The 20,702-nt window shown below is 67.9% G+C and carries 16 protein-coding genes and 3 rRNA genes; 15 read left to right on the top strand and 4 right to left on the bottom strand.

Annotated features, from left to right (window positions below):
- The first annotated feature begins 42 nt into the window (after positions 1–42).
- The 3 genes from B4U46_RS15580 (at position 43) to proC (ending at position 2,520) form a co-directional block, all read left to right on the top strand.
- The gene (locus B4U46_RS15580; RefSeq protein WP_079427934.1) at positions 43–870 is read left to right on the top strand and encodes an ABC transporter ATP-binding protein; all 828 of its coding nucleotides are present in this window, start codon (positions 43–45) and stop codon (positions 868–870) included.
- Positions 867–1,604, top strand: coding sequence for an ABC transporter permease (locus B4U46_RS15575; protein ID WP_079427932.1), 738 nt, complete (start codon positions 867–869; stop codon positions 1,602–1,604). The genes B4U46_RS15580 and B4U46_RS15575 overlap by 4 nt, the downstream gene beginning before the upstream one ends.
- A gap of 106 nt (positions 1,605–1,710) precedes the next feature.
- On the top strand, positions 1,711–2,520 hold the full coding sequence (gene proC, locus B4U46_RS15570) for a pyrroline-5-carboxylate reductase (protein ID WP_079427930.1): 810 nt from the start codon (positions 1,711–1,713) through the stop codon (positions 2,518–2,520).
- A gap of 42 nt (positions 2,521–2,562) precedes the next feature.
- Here the strand turns inward: proC and trpS are convergent, their stop codons facing one another.
- Positions 2,563–3,561 (bottom strand): tryptophan--tRNA ligase, encoded by a 999-nt coding sequence (trpS, locus tag B4U46_RS15565; RefSeq protein ID WP_079427928.1) that lies wholly within the window; start codon positions 3,559–3,561, stop codon positions 2,563–2,565.
- A 936-nt stretch (positions 3,562–4,497) separates the two neighbouring features.
- Here trpS and B4U46_RS15555 point away from each other — a divergent pair.
- The 11 genes from B4U46_RS15555 to B4U46_RS15505 all read left to right on the top strand — a co-directional run bounded on the left by B4U46_RS15555 (position 4,498) and on the right by B4U46_RS15505 (position 16,440).
- Positions 4,498–6,022 (top strand): 16S ribosomal RNA (locus B4U46_RS15555).
- 279 nt (positions 6,023–6,301) lie between these two features.
- A 23S ribosomal RNA gene (locus B4U46_RS15550) occupies positions 6,302–9,417 on the top strand.
- A gap of 74 nt (positions 9,418–9,491) precedes the next feature.
- Positions 9,492–9,608: ribosomal RNA gene (gene rrf / locus B4U46_RS15545) — 5S ribosomal RNA — on the top strand.
- The 16S, 23S and 5S rRNA genes sit together here, the layout of an rRNA operon.
- A gap of 114 nt (positions 9,609–9,722) precedes the next feature.
- The gene (locus tag B4U46_RS15540; RefSeq protein ID WP_079427926.1) at positions 9,723–10,376 is read left to right on the top strand and encodes an HAD family hydrolase; all 654 of its coding nucleotides are present in this window, start codon (positions 9,723–9,725) and stop codon (positions 10,374–10,376) included.
- 43 nt (positions 10,377–10,419) lie between these two features.
- The gene (locus B4U46_RS15535) at positions 10,420–11,652 is read left to right on the top strand and encodes an MFS transporter (RefSeq protein WP_079427924.1); all 1,233 of its coding nucleotides are present in this window, start codon (positions 10,420–10,422) and stop codon (positions 11,650–11,652) included.
- Entirely contained in the window at positions 11,624–12,772 is a 1,149-nt protein-coding gene (locus tag B4U46_RS15530; protein ID WP_107438431.1) for an acetoin utilization protein AcuC, read from the top strand. The genes B4U46_RS15535 and B4U46_RS15530 overlap by 29 nt, the downstream gene beginning before the upstream one ends.
- 91 nt (positions 12,773–12,863) lie before the next feature.
- On the top strand, positions 12,864–13,694 hold the full coding sequence (locus B4U46_RS15525; protein WP_079431784.1) for a phosphatase: 831 nt from the start codon (positions 12,864–12,866) through the stop codon (positions 13,692–13,694).
- 116 nt (positions 13,695–13,810) lie between these two features.
- Positions 13,811–14,020: a helix-turn-helix domain-containing protein gene (locus B4U46_RS15520; RefSeq protein ID WP_008738568.1), complete on the top strand. Its 210-nt coding sequence runs from the start codon at positions 13,811–13,813 to the stop codon at positions 14,018–14,020.
- Between the two features lie 151 nt (positions 14,021–14,171).
- Positions 14,172–14,270: a 30S ribosomal protein bS22 gene (locus B4U46_RS15515; protein ID WP_003948845.1), complete on the top strand. Its 99-nt coding sequence runs from the start codon at positions 14,172–14,174 to the stop codon at positions 14,268–14,270.
- 95 nt (positions 14,271–14,365) lie between these two features.
- The gene (locus B4U46_RS15510) at positions 14,366–15,415 is read left to right on the top strand and encodes an NAD-dependent epimerase/dehydratase family protein (RefSeq protein WP_079427920.1); all 1,050 of its coding nucleotides are present in this window, start codon (positions 14,366–14,368) and stop codon (positions 15,413–15,415) included.
- On the top strand, positions 15,415–16,440 hold the full coding sequence (locus B4U46_RS15505) for a lysophospholipid acyltransferase family protein (RefSeq protein WP_079427918.1): 1,026 nt from the start codon (positions 15,415–15,417) through the stop codon (positions 16,438–16,440). The genes B4U46_RS15510 and B4U46_RS15505 overlap by 1 nt, the downstream gene beginning before the upstream one ends.
- Positions 16,441–16,526: 86 nt before the next feature.
- Here the strand turns inward: B4U46_RS15505 and B4U46_RS15500 are convergent, their stop codons facing one another.
- The 3 genes from B4U46_RS15500 to B4U46_RS15490 all read right to left on the bottom strand — a co-directional run bounded on the left by B4U46_RS15500 (position 16,527) and on the right by B4U46_RS15490 (position 20,181).
- Positions 16,527–17,753, bottom strand: coding sequence for a DUF5667 domain-containing protein (locus B4U46_RS15500; protein WP_079427916.1), 1,227 nt, complete (start codon positions 17,751–17,753; stop codon positions 16,527–16,529).
- Positions 17,754–17,996: 243 nt separating this feature from the next.
- Complete coding sequence (locus B4U46_RS15495) at positions 17,997–18,806, bottom strand: ECF subfamily RNA polymerase sigma factor, BldN family (RefSeq protein WP_079427914.1); 810 nt, start codon at positions 18,804–18,806, stop codon at positions 17,997–17,999.
- A gap of 340 nt (positions 18,807–19,146) precedes the next feature.
- Positions 19,147–20,181, bottom strand: a complete 1,035-nt coding sequence (locus B4U46_RS15490; protein WP_079427912.1) for an HAD family hydrolase — start codon at positions 20,179–20,181, stop codon at positions 19,147–19,149.
- Positions 20,182–20,280: 99 nt separating this feature from the next.
- On the opposite strand from B4U46_RS15490, the gene B4U46_RS15485 reads away from it, so the two are divergent.
- Positions 20,281–20,559 carry a glutaredoxin family protein gene (locus B4U46_RS15485; protein WP_079427910.1) on the top strand — a complete coding sequence of 93 codons (279 nt, stop codon included), beginning with the start codon at positions 20,281–20,283 and terminating at the stop codon, positions 20,557–20,559.
- Positions 20,560–20,702: the final 143 nt, after the last annotated feature.

Genomic DNA, 20,702 nt, shown 5'->3' with positions numbered 1-20,702 from the left:
GGCCGATTGACGCCCGGCACCCCCAGGAGCATTATTCATCACATGATGAATAACGAGCCGGAGGACCCCCCTCACCCTCCCGCCATCCACGCCCGCGGCCTCACCGTCCGCCGCGGCACCGGCCGCACCCCCCGCACCGTCCTCGACGCCATCGCCTTCGACGTCCCCCGCGGCCGCATCACCGGCCTCCTCGGCCCCTCCGGCTGCGGCAAGTCCACCCTCATGCGGACCGTCGTCGGCACCCAGGCCCACGTCACCGGCACCCTCGACGTCCTCGGCCGCCCCGCCGGCCACCCCGAGCTCCGCTCCCGCGTCGGCTACGTCACCCAGGCCCCCTCCGTCTACGACGACCTCACCGTCCGGCAGAACCTCGACTACTTCGCCGCGGTCCTCGACCCCGGCCGCGCCGCCGCGGACCGCCGCCGGGCCGCCGTCGAACGGGCCATCGCCGACGTCGACCTCACCAGCCGCACCACCGCCCTCGCCGGCGACCTCTCCGGCGGCCAGCGCAGCCGCGTCTCCCTCGCCGTCGCCCTCCTCGGCCGGCCCGAACTGCTCGTCCTCGACGAACCCACCGTCGGCCTCGACCCCGTCCTGCGCCGCGACCTGTGGAACCTCTTCCACGAGATCACCGACACCCGCGGCGTCACGATCCTCGTCTCCTCCCACGTCATGGACGAGGCCGAGCGCTGCCACGACCTGCTCCTCATGCGCGAGGGCCGCATCCTCGCCCAGGACACCCCCCAGGCCCTCCGCACCCGCACCCAGAGCGCCACCGTCGAAGAAGGCTTCCTGCGCCTCGTCGACGAGGCGAACGCGAACGCGCACGCCCACGAACCGAACGAACCCACCCGGGAGACCCAGCGATGAACGGCGCCCGCACCCTCGCCACCGCCGCCCGCGTCCTGCGCCAGCTGCGCCACGACCCGCGCTCCATCGCCCTGATGCTGCTGGTCCCCGTCCTGATGCTGACCCTGCTCCGCTACGTCTTCGACGGCAGCCCGCGCACCTTCGACAGCATCGGCGCGTCCCTCCTCGGCATCTTCCCCCTCATCACGATGTTCCTCGTGACCTCGATCGCCACCCTCCGCGAACGCACCTCCGGCACCCTCGAACGCCTCCTCGCCATGCCGCTCGGCAAGGGTGACCTCATCGCCGGCTACGCCCTCGCCTTCGGCGCCGTCGCCGTCGTCCAGTCCCTCCTCGCCACCGGCCTCGCCCTCTGGGCCCTCGGCCTCGACATCACCGGCTCCGCCTGGCTGCTGCTCCTGGTCGCCCTGCTCGACGCCCTCCTCGGCACCGCCCTCGGCCTGTTCGTCTCCGCCTTCGCCGCGTCCGAGTTCCAGGCCGTCCAGTTCATGCCGGCCGTGATCTTCCCGCAGCTGCTCCTGTGCGGACTCTTCGCCCCGCGGGCCACCATGCAGCCCGTCCTCGAAGCCCTCTCCGACGTCCTGCCCATGTCCTACGCCGTCGACGGCATGACCCAGGTCCTCACCCACACCGACATGACCGCCGACTTCGTGCGCGACACCGCCATCGTGGCCGCCTGCGCCCTGCTCGTCCTCGCCCTCGGCGCCGCCACCCTCCGCCGCCGCACGCCCTGACCACGGAGCGGACACCCCCTCTCCCGCGGGCGCACGGGTGCAAGGATGAGGGCGTAAGTGACGGGGGCGCACGTCCTCAAGGTTCGTTCGGCGAGGTGAATCGGGCATGACCCAGACAGTCGCAGTCCTCGGTACCGGCAAGATCGGCGAGGCCCTGCTCAGCGGGATGATCCGCGGCGGCTGGCCCGCGGCCAAGCTGCTCGTCACCGCCCGCCGTCCCGAGCGCGCCGCCGAGCTCCACACCCGCTACGGCGTCGAGGCCGTCAGCAACGCCGAAGCCGCCAAGCGCGCCGACACCCTCATCCTCACCGTCAAGCCGCAGGACATGGGCAAGCTCCTCGAAGAGCTCGCCCCGCACGTCCCCGCCGACCGCCTCGTCATCAGCGGCGCCGCCGGCATCCCCACCGCCTTCTTCGAGGAGCGGCTGGCCCCCGGCACCCCCGTGGTCCGCGTCATGACGAACACCCCCGCCCTCGTGGACGAGGCCATGTCCGTCATCTCGGCCGGCAGCCACGCCACCGCCGAGCACCTCGCCCACGCCGAGGAGATCTTCGGCGGCGTCGGCAAGACCCTGCGCGTCCCGGAGTCCCAGCAGGACGCGGCCACCGCCCTCTCCGGCTCCGGCCCGGCCTACTTCTACTTCCTCGTGGAGGCCATGACCGACGCGGGCATCCTGCTCGGCCTGCCCCGCGCCCAGGCCCACGACCTCATCGTCCAGGCCGCCATCGGCGCCGCCGTCATGCTCCGCGACAGCGGCGAACACCCGGTCAAGCTCCGCGAGGCCGTCACCTCCCCGGCCGGTACGACGATCAACGCCATCGTCGAGCTGGAGAAGCACGGCGTACGGGCGGCCCTCATCGCCGCCCTCGAAGCGGCCCGCGACCGCAGCCGCGAACTCGCCTCCGGCAACAGCTGAAACAGGGGAGGGGCCCCTGACCAGGGGCCCCTCCCTCCGCATTCACGGGGCCAGCAGCCCGATGGCCTCGTACGCCCGGTCCACCACCGGCCGCGCGATGCCCCGCGCCCGCTCGGCGCCCTCGCGCAGCACCCGCTCCACCTCGCCCGGATCGGCCGCCAGCCCGGCGTGCCGCTCCCGCAGCGGCCGCAGCAGCTCCACCACGGCCTCGGCCACGTCCCGCTTCAGCGGCCCGTACCGGTCGTAGTCCCCGGCCAGCTTCTCCGGTTCACCCCCGGTACAGGCGGCCAGGATGTTGAGCAGGTTCGCCACCCCGGGCCGCGTGGCCCGGTCGTAGAGCACCCCGCCCTCGCCGCTGTCCGTCACGGCCCGCATCACCTTCTTGGTGATCACGGCGGGCTCGTCCAGCAGATAGACGATGCCGGCGGTGTTCGCACTGGACTTGCCCATCTTCGACGTCGGGTCCTGGAGGTCCATGACCCGCGCACCCACGGCCGGCAGCGTCGCCCTCGGCACGGTGAAGGTGTGCCCGTACCGCTGGTTGAACCGCACCGCCAGGTCCCGGGCCAGCTCGACGTGCTGCCGCTGGTCCTCGCCGACCGGCACCTCGTCCGCCGCGTAGGCCAGGATGTCGGCGGCCATCAGCACGGGATACGTCAGCAGGGAGAGCCGCACGCCCTGACCGGCCGCCTCCGCCTTCGCCGCCTTCTCCCGGTACTGGATCATCCGCCGGAGCTCCCCGTCGGTGGCGGTGCACTCCAGCAGGTAGGACAGCCGGGTGTGCTCGCCGACATGGCTCTGGACGAAGAGGGTGCACCGCCGTGGATCCAGCCCGGCGGCGAGGAAGAGCGTGGCGTTCTGCCGGCTGAGCCGGCGCAACCGCGCGGGATCGTGCTCCACGGTCAGGGCGTGCAGGTCGACGACGCAGAACAGGGCGTCCGTCGGCGACTGCTCGGCCGCGACCCACTGCCGCAGGGCCCCCAGGTAGTTGCCCAGCGTCAGGTGCCCGGACGGGGTGATCCCGCTGAAGATCCTCGTCATGTCCTGTCTCTCCCTCGTGTCCTGCGGTGTGGTGTCGGGACCGCCGCGCGGGGCGGCCCGCCACTCCCGGGAGGGGAGAAAACAGAAACGGCCGCCGTAGCGGCGGCCGTGAGCGCATGCGTGCTCGTGTGATGGTCGGCCGCCGTCAGGCGGGCCACCAACGAAGGCTGAGCTTGGGTGCATGCGTGGTCATGGGAAGCAGCGTAGCCCCAGGGGGGATGAGGACGGGGTGAGTTCCACCAGAGCGGTCCCGACGGCCGGCCGAGGGTTGACACGTCCGTTCCAGGTCCGTAAGGTTCTTCGAGTTGTCCGACGTGAGCGCCGACCCCGGTCGGTCCCCGGACAGCCATCCCGCACTACTCATTCGAACGAACGACGCATCCTGTCGTCTCGTTTTCATGCGTATTTGCGAATGAGGAATCCGCGTTCCAGAACGCAGCCGCCGATTGGCTTCGGGGGCAAGGAATCCGCTACTGTCTCACTCGCCGGAAGGGCCCAAGGGCCCGGAACGCAAAGCAACAACTTCCGCTTCGCGGGAAGCCGCTGACTGGCAGTCAGGCCCGAAAGGATCTGATAGAGTCGGAACCGCCGGAAAGGGAAAGCGCGAAAGCGCAGGACCTGGAAAGCAAGCGAGAAAGACTCTGATAGAGTCTGAATCGCAAGAACGAAAGCCCGGAGGAAAGCCCCAGTAAGTGTTACTGAGGGTGAGTACAAAGGAAGCGTCCGTTCCTTGAGAACTCAACAGCGTGCCAAAAATCAACGCCAGAAGTTGATACCCCGTCCACTCCGGTGGATGAGGTTCCTTTGAAAAAGACCTGTCGGGCCTTCGGGCACTGGCAGGCGACAAACACAGCGAGGACGTTGTGGTCAGTCGGTCTTATTCCGACCGTGACTGGCCCGCTCTTTCGTGCGTGTGCACCGGATTACCGGTAAACATTCATGGAGAGTTTGATCCTGGCTCAGGACGAACGCTGGCGGCGTGCTTAACACATGCAAGTCGAACGATGAACCTCCTTCGGGAGGGGATTAGTGGCGAACGGGTGAGTAACACGTGGGCAATCTGCCCTTCACTCTGGGACAAGCCCTGGAAACGGGGTCTAATACCGGATACGACTGCGGGAGGCATCTCCTGTGGTGGAAAGCTCCGGCGGTGAAGGATGAGCCCGCGGCCTATCAGCTTGTTGGTGGGGTAACGGCCCACCAAGGCGACGACGGGTAGCCGGCCTGAGAGGGCGACCGGCCACACTGGGACTGAGACACGGCCCAGACTCCTACGGGAGGCAGCAGTGGGGAATATTGCACAATGGGCGAAAGCCTGATGCAGCGACGCCGCGTGAGGGATGACGGCCTTCGGGTTGTAAACCTCTTTCAGCAGGGAAGAAGCGAAAGTGACGGTACCTGCAGAAGAAGCGCCGGCTAACTACGTGCCAGCAGCCGCGGTAATACGTAGGGCGCAAGCGTTGTCCGGAATTATTGGGCGTAAAGAGCTCGTAGGCGGCTTGTCACGTCGGATGTGAAAGCCCGAGGCTTAACCTCGGGTCTGCATTCGATACGGGCTAGCTAGAGTGTGGTAGGGGAGATCGGAATTCCTGGTGTAGCGGTGAAATGCGCAGATATCAGGAGGAACACCGGTGGCGAAGGCGGATCTCTGGGCCATTACTGACGCTGAGGAGCGAAAGCGTGGGGAGCGAACAGGATTAGATACCCTGGTAGTCCACGCCGTAAACGTTGGGAACTAGGTGTTGGCGACATTCCACGTCGTCGGTGCCGCAGCTAACGCATTAAGTTCCCCGCCTGGGGAGTACGGCCGCAAGGCTAAAACTCAAAGGAATTGACGGGGGCCCGCACAAGCGGCGGAGCATGTGGCTTAATTCGACGCAACGCGAAGAACCTTACCAAGGCTTGACATATACCGGAAAGCATTAGAGATAGTGCCCCCTTGTGGTCGGTATACAGGTGGTGCATGGCTGTCGTCAGCTCGTGTCGTGAGATGTTGGGTTAAGTCCCGCAACGAGCGCAACCCTTGTCCTGTGTTGCCAGCATGCCCTTCGGGGTGATGGGGACTCACAGGAGACCGCCGGGGTCAACTCGGAGGAAGGTGGGGACGACGTCAAGTCATCATGCCCCTTATGTCTTGGGCTGCACACGTGCTACAATGGCCGGTACAATGAGCTGCGATACCGTGAGGTGGAGCGAATCTCAAAAAGCCGGTCTCAGTTCGGATTGGGGTCTGCAACTCGACCCCATGAAGTCGGAGTCGCTAGTAATCGCAGATCAGCATTGCTGCGGTGAATACGTTCCCGGGCCTTGTACACACCGCCCGTCACGTCACGAAAGTCGGTAACACCCGAAGCCGGTGGCCCAACCCTTGTGGAGGGAGCTGTCGAAGGTGGGACTGGCGATTGGGACGAAGTCGTAACAAGGTAGCCGTACCGGAAGGTGCGGCTGGATCACCTCCTTTCTAAGGAGCACAGTACCGATTGCAGGCAAATGTTCTGCACGGTCAGCTCATGGGTGGAACGTTGATTAGTTGGCACAGTCAGATCTGAGAAGTCGTGAGTACTGCTTCGGCGTGGAAAGCGTGATTCGATGAGTGACTGTGCTTGGCACGTTGTTGGGTCCTGAAGGCACGGCCGTCTGGTCAGTCTTCAGTGCCGGCCCCGGTAAAGCTCTGTTTCGGCAGGGTGTGACGGGTGGCTGGTCGTTATTTGAGAACTACACAGTGGACGCGAGCATCTGTGGCCAAGTTTTTAAGGGCGCACGGTGGATGCCTTGGCACCAGGAACCGATGAAGGACGTGAGAGGCCGCGATAGGCCCCGGGGAGCTGCCAACTGAGCTTTGATCCGGGGGTGTCCGAATGGGGAAACCCGGCAGTCGTCATGGGCTGTCACCCATGCCTGAACACATAGGGCATGTGGAGGGAACGAGGGGAAGTGAAACATCTCAGTACCCTCAGGAAGAGAAAACAACCGTGATTCCGGGAGTAGTGGCGAGCGAAACCGGATGAGGCCAAACCGTATGCGTGTGATACCCGGCAGGGGTTGCGCATGCGGGGTTGTGGGAATGAGCTTTCACAGTCTGCCGGCTGTGAGGCGAGTCAGAAACCGTATGGATAGGCGAAGGACATGCGAAAGGTCCGGCGTAGAGGGTAAGACCCCCGTAGCTGAAATCTGTACGGCTTGCTTGCTCATCTCCCAAGTAGCACGGGGCCCGAGAAATCCCGTGTGAATCTGGCGGGACCACCCGCTAAGCCTAAATATTCCCTGGTGACCGATAGCGGATAGTACCGTGAGGGAATGGTGAAAAGTACCGCGGGAGCGGAGTGAAATAGTACCTGAAACCGTGTGCCTACAAGCCGTGGGAGCGTCGGGATCTTCGGATCCTCGTGACTGCGTGCCTTTTGAAGAATGAGCCTGCGAGTTAGCGGTGTGTAGCGAGGTTAACCCGTGTGGGGAAGCCGTAGCGAAAGCGAGTCCGAATAGGGCGATTGAGTTGCACGCTCTAGACCCGAAGCGGAGTGATCTAGCCATGGGCAGGTTGAAGCGGAGGTAAGACTTCGTGGAGGACCGAACCCACCAGGGTTGAAAACCTGGGGGATGACCTGTGGTTAGGGGTGAAAGGCCAATCAAACTCCGTGATAGCTGGTTCTCCCCGAAATGCATTTAGGTGCAGCGTCGTGTGTTTCTTGCCGGAGGTAGAGCACTGGATAGGCGATGGGCCCTACCGGGTTACTGACCTTAGCCAAACTCCGAATGCCGGTAAGTGAGAGCACGGCAGTGAGACTGTGGGGGATAAGCTCCATGGTCGAGAGGGAAACAGCCCAGAGCATCGACTAAGGCCCCTAAGCGTACGCTAAGTGGGAAAGGATGTGGAGTCGCAGAGACAACCAGGAGGTTGGCTTAGAAGCAGCCACCCTTGAAAGAGTGCGTAATAGCTCACTGGTCAAGTGATTCCGCGCCGACAATGTAGCGGGGCTCAAGCGTACCGCCGAAGTCGTGTCATTGCAGCAATAGGGCCAACGCCTGCTGTGATGGGTAGGGGAGCGTCGTGTGCCGGGTGAAGCAGCAGCGGAAGCTAGTTGTGGACGGTTCACGAGTGAGAATGCAGGCATGAGTAGCGATACACACGTGAGAAACGTGTGCGCCGATTGACTAAGGGTTCCTGGGTCAAGCTGATCTGCCCAGGGTAAGTCGGGACCTAAGGCGAGGCCGACAGGCGTAGTCGATGGACAACCGGTTGATATTCCGGTACCCGCTTTGAAACGCCCAATATCGAATCCTCTGATGCTAAGGCCGTGAAGCCGTTCCGGACCCTTCGGGGAAAGGAAAGTGGTGGAGCCGCCGGCCCAAGGTGGTAGTAGGTAAGCGATGGGGTGACGCAGGAAGGTAGTCCAGCCCGGGCGGTGGTTGTCCCGGGGTAAGGGTGTAGGCCGAGGGGTAGGCAAATCCGTCCCTCATATAAGGCTGAGACCTGATGCCGAGCCGATTGTGGTGAAGTGGATGATCCTATGCTGTCGAGAAAAGCCTCTAGCGAGTTTCATGGCGGCCCGTACCCTAAACCGACTCAGGTGGTCAGGTAGAGAATACCGAGGCGTTCGGGTGAACTATGGTTAAGGAACTCGGCAAAATGCCCCCGTAACTTCGGGAGAAGGGGGGCCATTCCTGGTGATGAGACTTGCTCTCTGAGCTGGGGGTGGCCGCAGAGACCAGCGAGAAGCGACTGTTTACTAAAAACACAGGTCCGTGCGAAGCCGTAAGGCGATGTATACGGACTGACGCCTGCCCGGTGCTGGAACGTTAAGGGGACCGGTTAGTGACCTTTCGGGGTTGCGAAGCTGAGAACTTAAGCGCCAGTAAACGGCGGTGGTAACTATAACCATCCTAAGGTAGCGAAATTCCTTGTCGGGTAAGTTCCGACCTGCACGAATGGCGTAACGACTTCTCGACTGTCTCAACCATAGGCCCGGTGAAATTGCACTACGAGTAAAGATGCTCGTTTCGCGCAGCAGGACGGAAAGACCCCGGGACCTTTACTACAGTTTGATATTGGTGTTCGGTTCGGCTTGTGTAGGATAGGTGGGAGACTTTGAAGCAGCCACGCCAGTGGTTGTGGAGTCGCCGTTGAAATACCACTCTGGTCGTGCTGGATGTCTAACCTCGGTCCGTGATCCGGATCAGGGACAGTGTCTGATGGGTAGTTTAACTGGGGCGGTTGCCTCCCAAAGGGTAACGGAGGCGCCCAAAGGTTCCCTCAGCCTGGTTGGCAATCAGGTGTTGAGTGTAAGTGCACAAGGGAGCTTGACTGTGAGACCGACGGGTCGAGCAGGGACGAAAGTCGGGACTAGTGATCCGGCGGTGGCTTGTGGAAGCGCCGTCGCTCAACGGATAAAAGGTACCCCGGGGATAACAGGCTGATCTTCCCCAAGAGTCCATATCGACGGGATGGTTTGGCACCTCGATGTCGGCTCGTCGCATCCTGGGGCTGGAGTCGGTCCCAAGGGTTGGGCTGTTCGCCCATTAAAGCGGTACGCGAGCTGGGTTTAGAACGTCGTGAGACAGTTCGGTCCCTATCCGCTGTGCGCGTAGGAATATTGAGAAGGGCTGTCCCTAGTACGAGAGGACCGGGACGGACGAACCTCTGGTGTGCCAGTTGTCCTGCCAAGGGCATGGCTGGTTGGCTACGTTCGGGAGGGATAACCGCTGAAAGCATCTAAGCGGGAAGCCTGCTTCAAGATGAGTATTCCCACCTCCTTGAGAGGGTAAGGCTCCCAGTAGACGACTGGGTTGATAGGCCAGATGTGGAAGCCCGGTAACGGGTGGAGCTGACTGGTACTAATAGGCCGAGGGCTTGTCCTCAGTTGCTCGCGTCCACTGTGTTAGTTCTGAAGTAACGAACTCGCCTTGCCGGCTTGAGTTCAACTTCATAGTGTTTCGGTGGTCATAGCGTTAGGGAAACGCCCGGTTACATTCCGAACCCGGAAGCTAAGCCTTTCAGCGCCGATGGTACTGCAGGGGGGACCCTGTGGGAGAGTAGGACGCCGCCGAACAATCATTGTGGGAAAGCCCCGCACCAGTCATGGTGCGGGGCTTTTCTGCGTTTTCAGCCGTTTACCCGCACCGCCCTGCGGGGAACGTGCGGCGGACACTCGTATGGTGGGCTGATGGTCTACCAGCTGGTCATCTTCGACAACGACGGCGTCCTCGTGGACAGCGAGCCGCTCTCGAACACCATCCTCGCCGAGTACCTGACGGAGGTGGGGCACCCCACCACGTACGAGGACTCCCTGCGCGACTACATGGGCGGCGCCGTGCACCGGGTGCACGACCTCGTCCTCGAGCGCACCGGGCAGCGGCTGCCGGAGGACTTCGACCGGGTGCTCCACGAGCGGATCTTCGCCGCGTTCGCGCGCGAGCTCCAGCCCGTACCCGGGGTGACCGACGTGCTCGGGGAGCTGTCCGCGCACGGCATGCCGTACTGCGTCGCCTCCTCCAGCAGCCACGAGCGGATCCGCGCCGCCCACCGCAGTGCCGGTCTGGACGAGTGGTTCGAAGAAGAGTGGATCTTCAGTGCCGAGGAGGTCGGCCGGGGCAAGCCGGCGCCGGACCTGTTCCTGCACGCAGCCGACATGATGGGCGTCAACCCCTCGCAGTGCGTGGTCGTGGAGGACAGCCCGCTCGGGATCGAGGCCGCCCGGGCCGCAGGCATGGACGCCTTCGGCTTCACCTCCATGGTCCCCGCGTCGAAGCTCACCGGCGCCACCGCCTGCTTCGGGGAGATGAAGGAGCTGTCCGCCCTCCTCGGATTCGCCGTGTGATCTCTCTACCCACGGGTAGCCGCGGGGCCTACGCTGTGCCGCCATGACAGATGACGTGCGGCTGCGGCGGGGCCGCGGTGCCCTCGGGTTCAGTTTCCTGACTCAAGGGGTCACCTTCGCCCTGCTCGTGACCCGCATCCCGGCCATCCAGGACCAGTACGGGATATCCGACGGGCTGCTGCCCGCCTTCCTCGCCGCCGTGCCCGTCCTCGCCGGGGTGTCCAGCGTCGCCACCGAGCACCTGGTGAAGCGGGTCGCGCCCGGCACGGTGCTGCGGTGGGCGCAGCCCGTCGTGCTGCTGGCGCTGCTCGGCGTCGGGGCCGGCAGCCGGATGTGGCACGTGGCCGTGGCCCTCGGGGTGTTCGGGCTGGCGGTCGGGGCGCTGGACGCCTCGATGAACATGCTCGGGGTCAGTCTGCAGCGGGCGTACGGGCGTTCCATCATGCTGGGGTTCCACGCCGCGTACAGCCTGGGCGGGATCGTCGGGGCGTCGGCGGCCTGGGCGGGGGCGCACTGGCACCTGGCGCTGTTCACCGGGTACCTGCCGGCGGTGGTCGTCCTGCTGCCGGCTGCCCTGGTGGGGAGCCGGTACTACGTGGACGCGAAGGGCGGCGGTGCGGGGCAGGAGGCCGCCGAGGGGTGGCCGGCCCGGGGCGGGCGGCTGCTGCTGCCGCTGTGCCTGGTGATGGCGTGCGCGTACATCGGGGACTCGACGGTGGCGAACTGGAGTGCCAAGTACCTCCAGGACGTGCTGGGGAGCTCCGAGCAGCTGTCGACCGTGCCGTACAACGTGTACATGGTGACCACGCTCGTCGGGCGGGCCGTGGGGGACCTCGGGGTGCGGCGGTTCGGGGCGGTGGCCGTGGTGCGCTGTGGTGCGGTGGTGGCCGCGGTCGGGTTCGGGGTGGTGGCGGCGGCGCCCGGGGCGTGGACCGGGATGCTGGGGTTCACCTTGCTGGGGATCGGGCTGTGCGTGATCGTGCCGCAGACTTTCGCCGCGGCGGGGCGGCTGTTCCCGAACGCCTCGGACACGGCGGTGGCGCGGCTGAACATCTTCAACTACGTGGGGTTCCTGGTCGGTTCGCCGCTGGTCGGGGGGATCGGGGACGCCTGGAACTACCGGGGTGCCATGGTGGTGCCGATGGTGCTGGTCCTCGTCACGCTGGTCCATGCCCGCTCGTTCGGCGCTGTGGACCGGGCCCGATACGGTGTGCGGCATGAGCGGCGAGCCGGTGACCGGGCTGTTGATGTGGGACGAGGCGGTAACGAGGTATGACTTCGGGCCGGGCCATCCGATGGACCCGGTGCGCCTGGCGCTGACCATGGGCCTGGTGCGTGCCTTCGGGCTGGACCGGGAGATGGAGGTGCGGGCGGCGCCGGCGGCCGGGGACTCGACGCTGAGGCTGGTGCACCGCGAGGACTACGTGGCGGCGGTGCGGGAGGTGTCGGCGGATCCCGGGGTGGCCGACGGTTCGTACGGGCTGGGGACGGTGGACGATCCGGCGTTCCACGGGATCCACGAGGCGTCCGCGCTGATCGCCGGGCAGTCGGTGGCGGGGGCGGAGGCCGTGTGGCGGGGTGAGGCCGGGCATGCGGTGAACTTCGCGGGCGGGCTGCACCACGCCATGCCGGGCGGGGCGGCCGGGTTCTGCGTGTACAACGACGCGGCCCTGGCGATCGCCCGGCTGCTGGAGCTGGGGGCCGAGCGGGTCGCGTACGTGGATGTGGACGTGCACCACGGGGACGGGGTGCAGACGGCGTTCTGGGACGACCCCCGGGTGCTGACGGTGTCGTTGCACGAGCATCCTCGGACGCTGTTCCCGCAGACGGGCTGGCCGCAGGAGACGGGCGGGCCGGATGCCGAGGGGAGCGCGGTGAACGTGGCGCTGCCGGCCGGGACCGGGGACGAGGGGTGGCTGCGGGCCTTCCACGCGACGGTGCCGGAGCTGCTGGCCGATTTCCGGCCGCAGGTGCTGGTGACGCAGCACGGGGCGGACACGCACTTCGAGGACCCGCTCGCGCACTTGGCGGTGTCGCTGGACGCGCAGCGGGCGGTGCAGGAGGCCTGTCACGCTCTGGCGCACGAGTACGCGGGCGGGCGGTGGCTGGCGTTGGGCGGTGGCGGGTACGCGGTGGTGGACGTCGTGCCGCGGTCGTGGACGCATCTGGTGGGGATCGCGGCGCACCGGCCGGTGGACCCGGCGGCGCTGGTGCCGCAGGAGTGGCGGGACGAGGCGTACGCGCGGACGCGGCAGCACGGGCCGGCCCGGATGACGGACGGGCGCGAGGTCGTGTGGCGGGACTGGGGCGCGGGTTACGATCCGGCGGACCGTACGGATCAGGCCGTTCTCGCGACGCGTCGGGCGGTGTTCCCGTTGCGGGGGATGCTGATGTGACGGATGGTCATGCCATGGCGTGGTTAGGCCAACTGTGCGGCGCTCACGGATAACTGATGATGCGGCAGGTTCCGTGCGGCAGCATCGGAGGGTGTTGAGCGAGGGCGCGTTGCGCGCGCATCTGCTGGCGGCCCGGCTGGCCGGGCCCGTCGCCACCACGCGGGAGGAGAGCCTGCGCAGCTACCGGCTGTTCGCGGCGCGGGATCCGCGGGTGCTGCTGGGGCTGGACCCGGAGGGCCGCTGGGACGAGGGTGCGCTGCTGGGGCTGATGGCGGACCGGTGCGGGGTCTCCGCGGATCCGGCGCAGGTCGGCGGGTGTGACGTGATCGATCCGGAGCGGACGGTGGCGGCGCTGGGAGTGTTCGCGGAGCGGCTGCGGGAGGCGGCCGGGGCGCGGTCGCCGGTGTTGCTGGGTACGGGGCACCCGCATCGGCTGCTGGGGTTCTACGCCGGTTTGGCGGGGGCGTTGTCGGCGGCGGGATGTGTTGTCCTCACCCCGGCGCAGGGGGTGCATGTCGACATGGCGACCCGGTTCGGCGTACGTGGGCACCGGATCGATTACGTAGGGGGAGTCGCACTGGTGCGGGAACCCGGCGCGCGGGGGGCGGCGAGTGTCACCGGCGCACACACCCATTCGCCGCTCCCGGTTCGGGTCGCGCTCGGGGCGCTGGCGGAGTCCGGGGGGCCGCTGCCGGAGCTGGTCGTGGGTGATCACGGGTGGGTCTGCGGTGCAGGTCAGCTGGGTGTGGAGGCGATCGGGCTGGCTGATACGGACGATCCCGCGCTGTTCGTGGGTGAGGCCGAGGGGCGGGTGGCGGCGGTGGTTCCGCTTGATGACGCGGTGCCTTCGGCGGCCTATGGGCCGCTCGCGCGCTTCGTGTTGCAGCGGGCGGGGCTGCCGGTGCGTCAGGAGTGGCCGTAGCTCCTCTTCCCCAGCCGTATCACGCGCCCCTACTCTGGGGAGTGAGCGTGCGACGACGAGGAGTAACCGGAGGGGAAGCCGGTGCCCGTCATGCGCGGAAGGTCAAGGTGGGTGTCATGGCTGCTGGCGAGAGGCCTCTCAGTGAGGTTCAGTTCCTGACCGTGGCGGAGGTCGCCTCGGTGATGCGAGTGTCGAAGATGACCGTGTACCGCCTGGTGCACAACGGTCATCTGCCCGCGATCCGGGTGGGCCGGTCCTTCCGGGTCCCCGAGAACGCGGTCCACGAGTACCTTCGGGAGTCCTACGTGGGGGTGGAGTCGGCCTGAGAATGAGGCTCGGGCAACGCCGCGGAAGCCTCGGATTACAAGCTCGGAGCTTGGGCGGGTAGGCTAGGCCGACGTAGGTCGTGTGGGCCCAGACGCCCCGCACCGATCCCCGCTGGCGCGGGGATGTTCCGAGAAGTGAGCGAGGGTAGTCGTGGGCTCTGTTATCAAGAAGCGGCGCAAGCGGATGGCCAAGAAGAAGCACCGCAAGCTGCTCAAGCGCACCCGCGTTCAGCGTCGTAACAAGAAGTAAACGGCAGCTGTACGTGTTTTCCGCAGCCCCTCCACCATCCTGGTGGGGGGGCTGCGGTGCAGCCGGGGTACTTCTTCGAGGGAGGCGCTGAGCTCGTGGGGAAGGTCGTGCTCGTCACCGGGGCTGCCCGGCAGCTGGGGGGCCGCTTCGTGCGCCGTATCCAGCGGGACCCGGAGGTGGAGCGGGTCATCGCGGTGGACGCGGTGACCCCGCCGCACCGGCTCGGCTCGGCCGAGTTCGTGCACGCGGACATCAGACAGTCGGCGATCGCCCGGGTGCTCGCCGAGCACGCGGTGGACACGGTGATCCACCTGGCGGTCACCGGAGGCGCGCCGGGGACGCCGGGCGGCCGCAGCGCCGTCAAGGAGACCAACGTCATCGGGACGATGCAGCTCCTGGGCGCGTGCCAGAAGTCGCCGACGGTGCGGCGGCTCGTGGTGAAGTCGAGCACCAGCGTGTACGGGGGCACGGCGCGGGATCCGGCCGTCTTCACCGAGACCACGCAGCCGAAGTCGCTGCCGTCGGCCGGCTTCGCGAAGGAGGCCGCGGAGGTCGAGGGGTACGTACGGGGCTTCGCGCGCCGGCGTCCGGACGTGGCGGTGTGCGTGCTGCGTTTCGCGAACATCCTGGGGCCGTTCGCGGACTCGGCGTTGGCGGAGTACTTCTCGATGCCGGTGGTGCCGACGGTCCTCGGCTACGACCCGCGGCTCCAGTTCGTCCACGAGGACGACGTGGTGGAGGTGCTGCGGCTGGCGGCCGGGGAGCCGCGGCGGGGGACGCTCAACAGCGGGACGTTCAACATCGCGGGGGACGGGGTGCTGCTGCTGTCGCAGTGCGCGCGGCGGCTGGGCCGTCCGGCGGTGCCGCTGCTGCTGCCGGCGGTGACGTGGGTGGGGCAGGCGCTGCGGGCGGTGGGGGCGACGGATTTCTCGCCGGAGCAGATCAGGCTGCTGACGCACGGGCGGGTCGTGGAGACGGCGCAGATGCGGGAGGTCCTGGGGTTCCGGCCGCGGTACACGACGGCGGAGACCTTCGCGGACTTCGCGCGGAGCCGGGGGAGCGGGCTGCTGCCGCCGGAGCGTGTGGGGCGGGCCGTGGACCGGGTGGCCGGGCTGTTGAAGGTGGACGAGAGAGTGGAGCGGTAGTGGCGGACGCCAAGGTCATTCCGTTCGGCGAGGACCGGCCGCGGCGGCGCGGTGGCGGTGCGCGCGGGGCGCGGGCGGTGGACGCGGTGGCGGCGCCCGCGCAGCCGCCGGGTCCGGCGCAGGAGTCCGGGCCCGTGGAGCTGCTCGCGCCCGTGGAGGCGCCGGCGGGCCGGGCGGGCGGTGCGGGGGAGTGGGACCGGCGGATCGCCGGCGGGCTGGCGTTCCTGCGGCGGCGGATCACGGGCGAGTACGAGGTCGACGAGTTCGGCTACGACAAGGAGCTGACGGACCAGGTCCTGATGTCCCTGATGCGGCCCCTGTTCGACAAGTACTTCCGGGTCGAGGTCAAGGGCGTGGAGAACATCCCCAAGGAGGGTGGGGCGCTGATCGTGGCGAACCACTCGGGGACGCTGCCGCTGGACGGGCTGATGCTCCAGGTCGCGGTGCACGACCACCATCCGGCGGAGCGGCACCTGCGGCTGCTGGCGGCGGACCTGGTGTTCATGCTGCCGGGGGTCAACGAGCTGGCGCGCAAGGCCGGTCACACGCTGGCGTGCGCGGAGGACGCGCAGCGGCTGCTGGAGGCCGGGGAGCTCGTCGGGGTGATGCCGGAGGGCTTCAAGGGGATAGGGAAGCCGTTCGGTGAGCGGTACAAGCTGCAGCGGTTCGGGCGGGGCGGGTTCGTCTCGACGGCGCTGCGGGCAGGAACTCCGATCGTGCCGTGTTCGATCGTGGGGGCGGAGGAGATCTACCCCATGATCGGCAACGCGAAGACGCTGGCGCGGCTGCTGGGGCTGCCGTACTTCCCGATCACGCCGACGTTCCCGTGGCTGGGGCCGCTGGGGGCGGTGCCGCTGCCGACGAAGTGGACGATCCAGTTCGGGGAGCCGATCGCGACGGACGGGTACGCGGCGGAGGCGGCCGAGGATCCGATGCTGATGTTCAACCTGACGGACGAGGTGCGGGAGCGGATCCAGCACACGCTGTACAAGTTGCTGGTGCAGCGGAGGTCCGTGTTCTTCTGACCGGGGGTGGTGCCGGGGGGCTCCGCCCCCAGACCCCCGCGCCTCAGACGCCGGCGGGGCTGTGAACAGCCCCGCCGGCGTCTGTCCTATTCGGCGTCTTCCGCCTTGATGCCCAGACCCGGGAGCAGGTTGGGGAGGAGGGGCGGGATGGTGATGTCCGGCCGGGGGAGGCCGGGGGCCACCGGGGCGGCCGGGGTGGACTGGCCGCCCTGTGCCGGCGGGTGGAGCAGGTCGCCCGTGCCGCCCAGGAGGCCGGTGCCGGGCGCCGCGGGGGCCTGGCTGCCCTGGGAGCTGGGTGCGGCCGGGGCGGACGGCTGTGCGGGGGCGCCCGACGCGGGGGCGGGCTGCTGGTGCTTGCCCGGGGTCGCGGGGGTGTCCGCCGTGGCCGCGCCGGAGCCCGGTCCGCCGCGGTTCTGCTCCGGGGGCTTCGGCAGCAGGCCCTGGAGCGGCTCCACGTCTTCGTCTATGGCCTGGAAGACCGAGGTCACCTGGTCGCCGACGTCGTGGAGCTGGGGCGGGAGGTTGGAGCGGAGCCGGCCCCAGGCGTCGCGGTGGGAGCGGGAGAACGAGGACAGCGTCTGGATCGGGCCGAGCGAGCCGTCCCGTTCGTAGGCCGCCTGGAGGAGCCGGTGTCCCTCCGCCGCGTCGTGCTGCATGCCCGCGAGGGCACGCCGGATCTCGCCCAGGACCTCGTGGTCCAGAGGGCCGGAGCGGCCGCGCTCCATCAGCCTGCGCGCTTCCGACAGGCGGTTGGAGGCCTGGTCGAGGTAGAGCTCGCCCCGGTCCGCGTCCTCGTCGGCCAGGCCCAGCTTGAGGTCTTCCATGCCCAGCTTGACCGGGTAGAGGGAGTCACCCGGCAGGGCGTCGGTGCTGGCAGCGGCCACTCCGCTGAAGGCCCCTGCGGCCACACCCACGGTGAGGCCGCCCGCTGCGATGCCCTTGGACCAGCGGGAGCGGGGCCGCAATTTCCGGAGCGAGGTCGCCCGGTGGGCGCCGCGGCCGGTCCGCTGCTCGGGCACCTGAGGGTCCGCGGCGGCACCGCCCCCGGCCCTCTCCTCCATCACCATGGCCTCCATGGCGGCTACGAGCTGGGCTCGTTGCACCACTTTGACCTCGGGGTCCAGCACCGGGCGCGGCATTCTTTCGCCGAGCACGCTCGCCAGGGCCAACAGCCGGTCGTGGTCGGCAGGTTCGGCAGGTGCCTCGGACTGCTCGGCCGCCGGTTCCGGTTCCGAAAGGTCGGAAGGGGTCCGATCTTCCAGGGCCTGGGCGAAGGCGTTCGCCCGCCGGTGCGGGGTCACGTTCGCGATCACTGGCGGCACCTCCTCTCGTCATGACGATCGACTCCCCCAGGTGTCCGGAAGGTTGCCTTCCTTGAGCACATCCACACTTTCGAGTGAGCGGCTTCGGGCAGGGCGTGTCCACAGGGAGCCTGCATTCCGCACAACGAGCGTCGCGGCACTTGGGTTACGGACGAAGGATGATCGGACCACAGCGTCATCGAGGGGTCACCGGGTGTGAGGTCGTCGTGTGGGACGCGGGCGTGATCGCCCGTGTCAGCGGGCGTCGTCGGGGAGCAGGCGGGCCAGGGTGCGGACCGCGCGGTACTGGAGCGTTTTGATCGCGCCCTCGTTCTTCCCCATGACCCGGGCGGTCTCGGCGACCGAGAGGCCCTGGAGGAAGCGCAGGGTCACGCACTCCTGCTGCTGCGGGTTGAGCTTGCGCACGGCTTCGAGCAGGGCCGCGTTGGACAGGGACTCCAGGACCGAGTCCTCGGGGCTGCGCTCCACCTCGTTGGCGTCGAGCATCTCGCCGGTGGTGACCTCCAGGCGGAAGCGGCTGGACTTGAAGTGGTCCGCCACCAGGTTCCGCGCGATGGTCACCAGCCAGGCGCCGAAGTCGCGCCCCTGCCAGGTGAAGGTGGAGATGCGGCGCAGCGCGCGCAGGAAGGTCTCGCTGGTGAGATCCTCCGCGGTCGCCTTGCCGCCGACGCGGTAGTAGATGTAGCGGTACACCGTGTCGCTGTACTGGTCGTAGAGGCGGCCGAAGGCCTCGGCCTCGCCCGCCTGGGCGCGTTCGACCAGGTCCATCATGCGGGCCTGGTCGCTGTCCGCCGTGGGGCGGCGGGCGGCGGGTGCGCTCGTGCCGCCGCCGGCGGCGGGCGCCGCGCTGCGACCGCGTCTGCCCACCGTCGCTCCGCCGTCGGTCAGGGCGTAGCAGGGACCGGCCGGGCCGAGTCCGGCGGGGACCGCGGCGGCGAGGGCGGGGACGGCGTACGCGGTGGGGACGAAGCCGCGCAGGTGGTCGAGGACCGTTGCGCGCAGCGTAGCCAGGCCCGAGGCGTCAACCCCGACAGGTGGGTACACGGGACTCCCAGAGGCAGAGCTTCCATCACGTGCAGTGCGGGACCGTTCACCCGTCGTGGCGACAGGCGGGCGGCGGCATGCGTTTGAGGAGAATAACGCTTCGTACAGGCAGCGCTACACCCAGTTGCTGAAATCACCGGTTCCGACACTTCCGTTGCGTGTCGAGGGCATATTCAGTCCTGGTTGGTGATCGGTTATTGATCACTTGGGTGCGCGGAATGGACGCTTCCAGGGTGTCCGGCGACCGAGTCGGGCAGGCCGGAGTGCCGCGCCGACGGCGCGGGTAGAGGGGAGCGAATGGCCGCCGGGCCGCCCGGGCAACGGGCGGGGCCCGGCGTTGCTACTTGCGGCGGCGGTGCAGGGCGATCGCGGCGGCCGCGCCGCCCGCGATCGCGCCGACGCCGGCGGCGGCCGGGACGCCGACCTTCACGGCCTTGCGTCCGGTCCGATAGTCGCGCAGCCGCCAGTCGTGTGCACGGGCATGCTTGCGCAGTTTTGTGTCGGGATTGATCGCGTACGGATGCCCGACCAGCGACAGCATCGGGATGTCGTTGTGCGAATCGCTGTACGCCGCGCAGTGCGTGAGGTCCAGGTCCTCGGCGGCGGCCAGGGCGCGCACCGCCTCCGCCTTGGCGGGGCCGTGCAGCGGCTCGCCGACCAGGCGGCCGGTGTAGACGCCGTCGACGGACTCGGCGACGGTGCCCAGGGCGCCGGTCAGGCCGAGGCGGCGGGCGATGATCGTGGCGGTCTCGACGGGGGCGGCGGTCACCAGCCAGACCTTCTGGCCGGCGTCGAGGTGGGCCTGGGCCAGGGCGCGGGTGCCCGGCCAGATCCGCTCGGCCATGTACTCGTCGTAGATCTCCTCGCCGATCGCCATGAGTTCGGAGACCTTGTGGCCCTTGACGATGGACAGGGCGCTGTCGCGGGCGTCCTGCATGTGGTCGGGGTCCTCGACCCCGGCGAGCCGGAACCAGGCCTGCTGCCAGGCGAAGCGGGCCAGTTCGCGGCGGCGGAAGAACTCGCGCTTGTAGAGGCCGCGGCCGAAGTGGAAGATCGCGGCGCCCTGCATGACGGTGTTGTCGAGGTCGAAGAAGGCGGCGGCGAGGTCGTCGCCGGGGACGGGGAACGCGGGCTCGGCCGCCGCTTCCCCGCCGGCCGTCCCGTCAGCCGTTCCGCCGGTCGTCCCGGCTGCCGTCGTGGTGTCGGTTCCGGTTCCGCTTGCGGTCCCGGGGGCCTCCGGCGCCGCCGGTTCGGCGTGCGGTGGGGTGTCGGGCCGCGCGGTCTTGCGTGCGGCCTCGGCCGAGGCCTCGCCTGCCAGCACGCTCCGCGCTGTCGCGGAGCGTCTACGGGGGGTGAGCCATCCCAGAGCGGCCATGACGCGAGCATAGCCACTGTGTTCGGGAGTTCCCGAACCGTCGGGAAACGGGGCGGTTAACTCTTCGGGCACGTGGGCCCGGCGCGGGACAATGGCGGCATGAGCCCTTTGCTGCGACGTAAGGAAAAGAAGCGTCCCGAGGAGCGGATGGTGACGCTCATCGGGAAGCCGGGGTGCCATCTGTGCGACGACGCCCAGGAAGTGATCGAGAAGGTGTGCGCCGAGACGGGTGCGCAATGGGAGAAGAAGGACATTTCGCAGGACGAAGAGCTCTACCGCCGGCACTGGGAGCAGATTCCGGTCGTGCTGGTGGACGGCGAGCAGCACACCTTCTGGAGGGTGAACCCGGACCGTCTTCGGCGGGCGTTGGGGGTCTGACCCTCCGGGCCGTTACCATCATGGGCGATTTATGGGGACTCGGGGGCGTATCGATGAGGAGTGTGTACCGTTTTGCCCCCCTCGGGATTTGAACGGGTTCGGCCCGTTCCCGGATCAGGCCCCGTACGTCCAGCCTGCGTGAC

The organism is Streptomyces katrae, from assembly GCF_002028425.1.
Classification (GTDB): domain Bacteria; phylum Actinomycetota; class Actinomycetes; order Streptomycetales; family Streptomycetaceae; genus Streptomyces; species Streptomyces katrae_A.
This window is presented reverse-complemented; position numbering and strand designations above follow the sequence as displayed.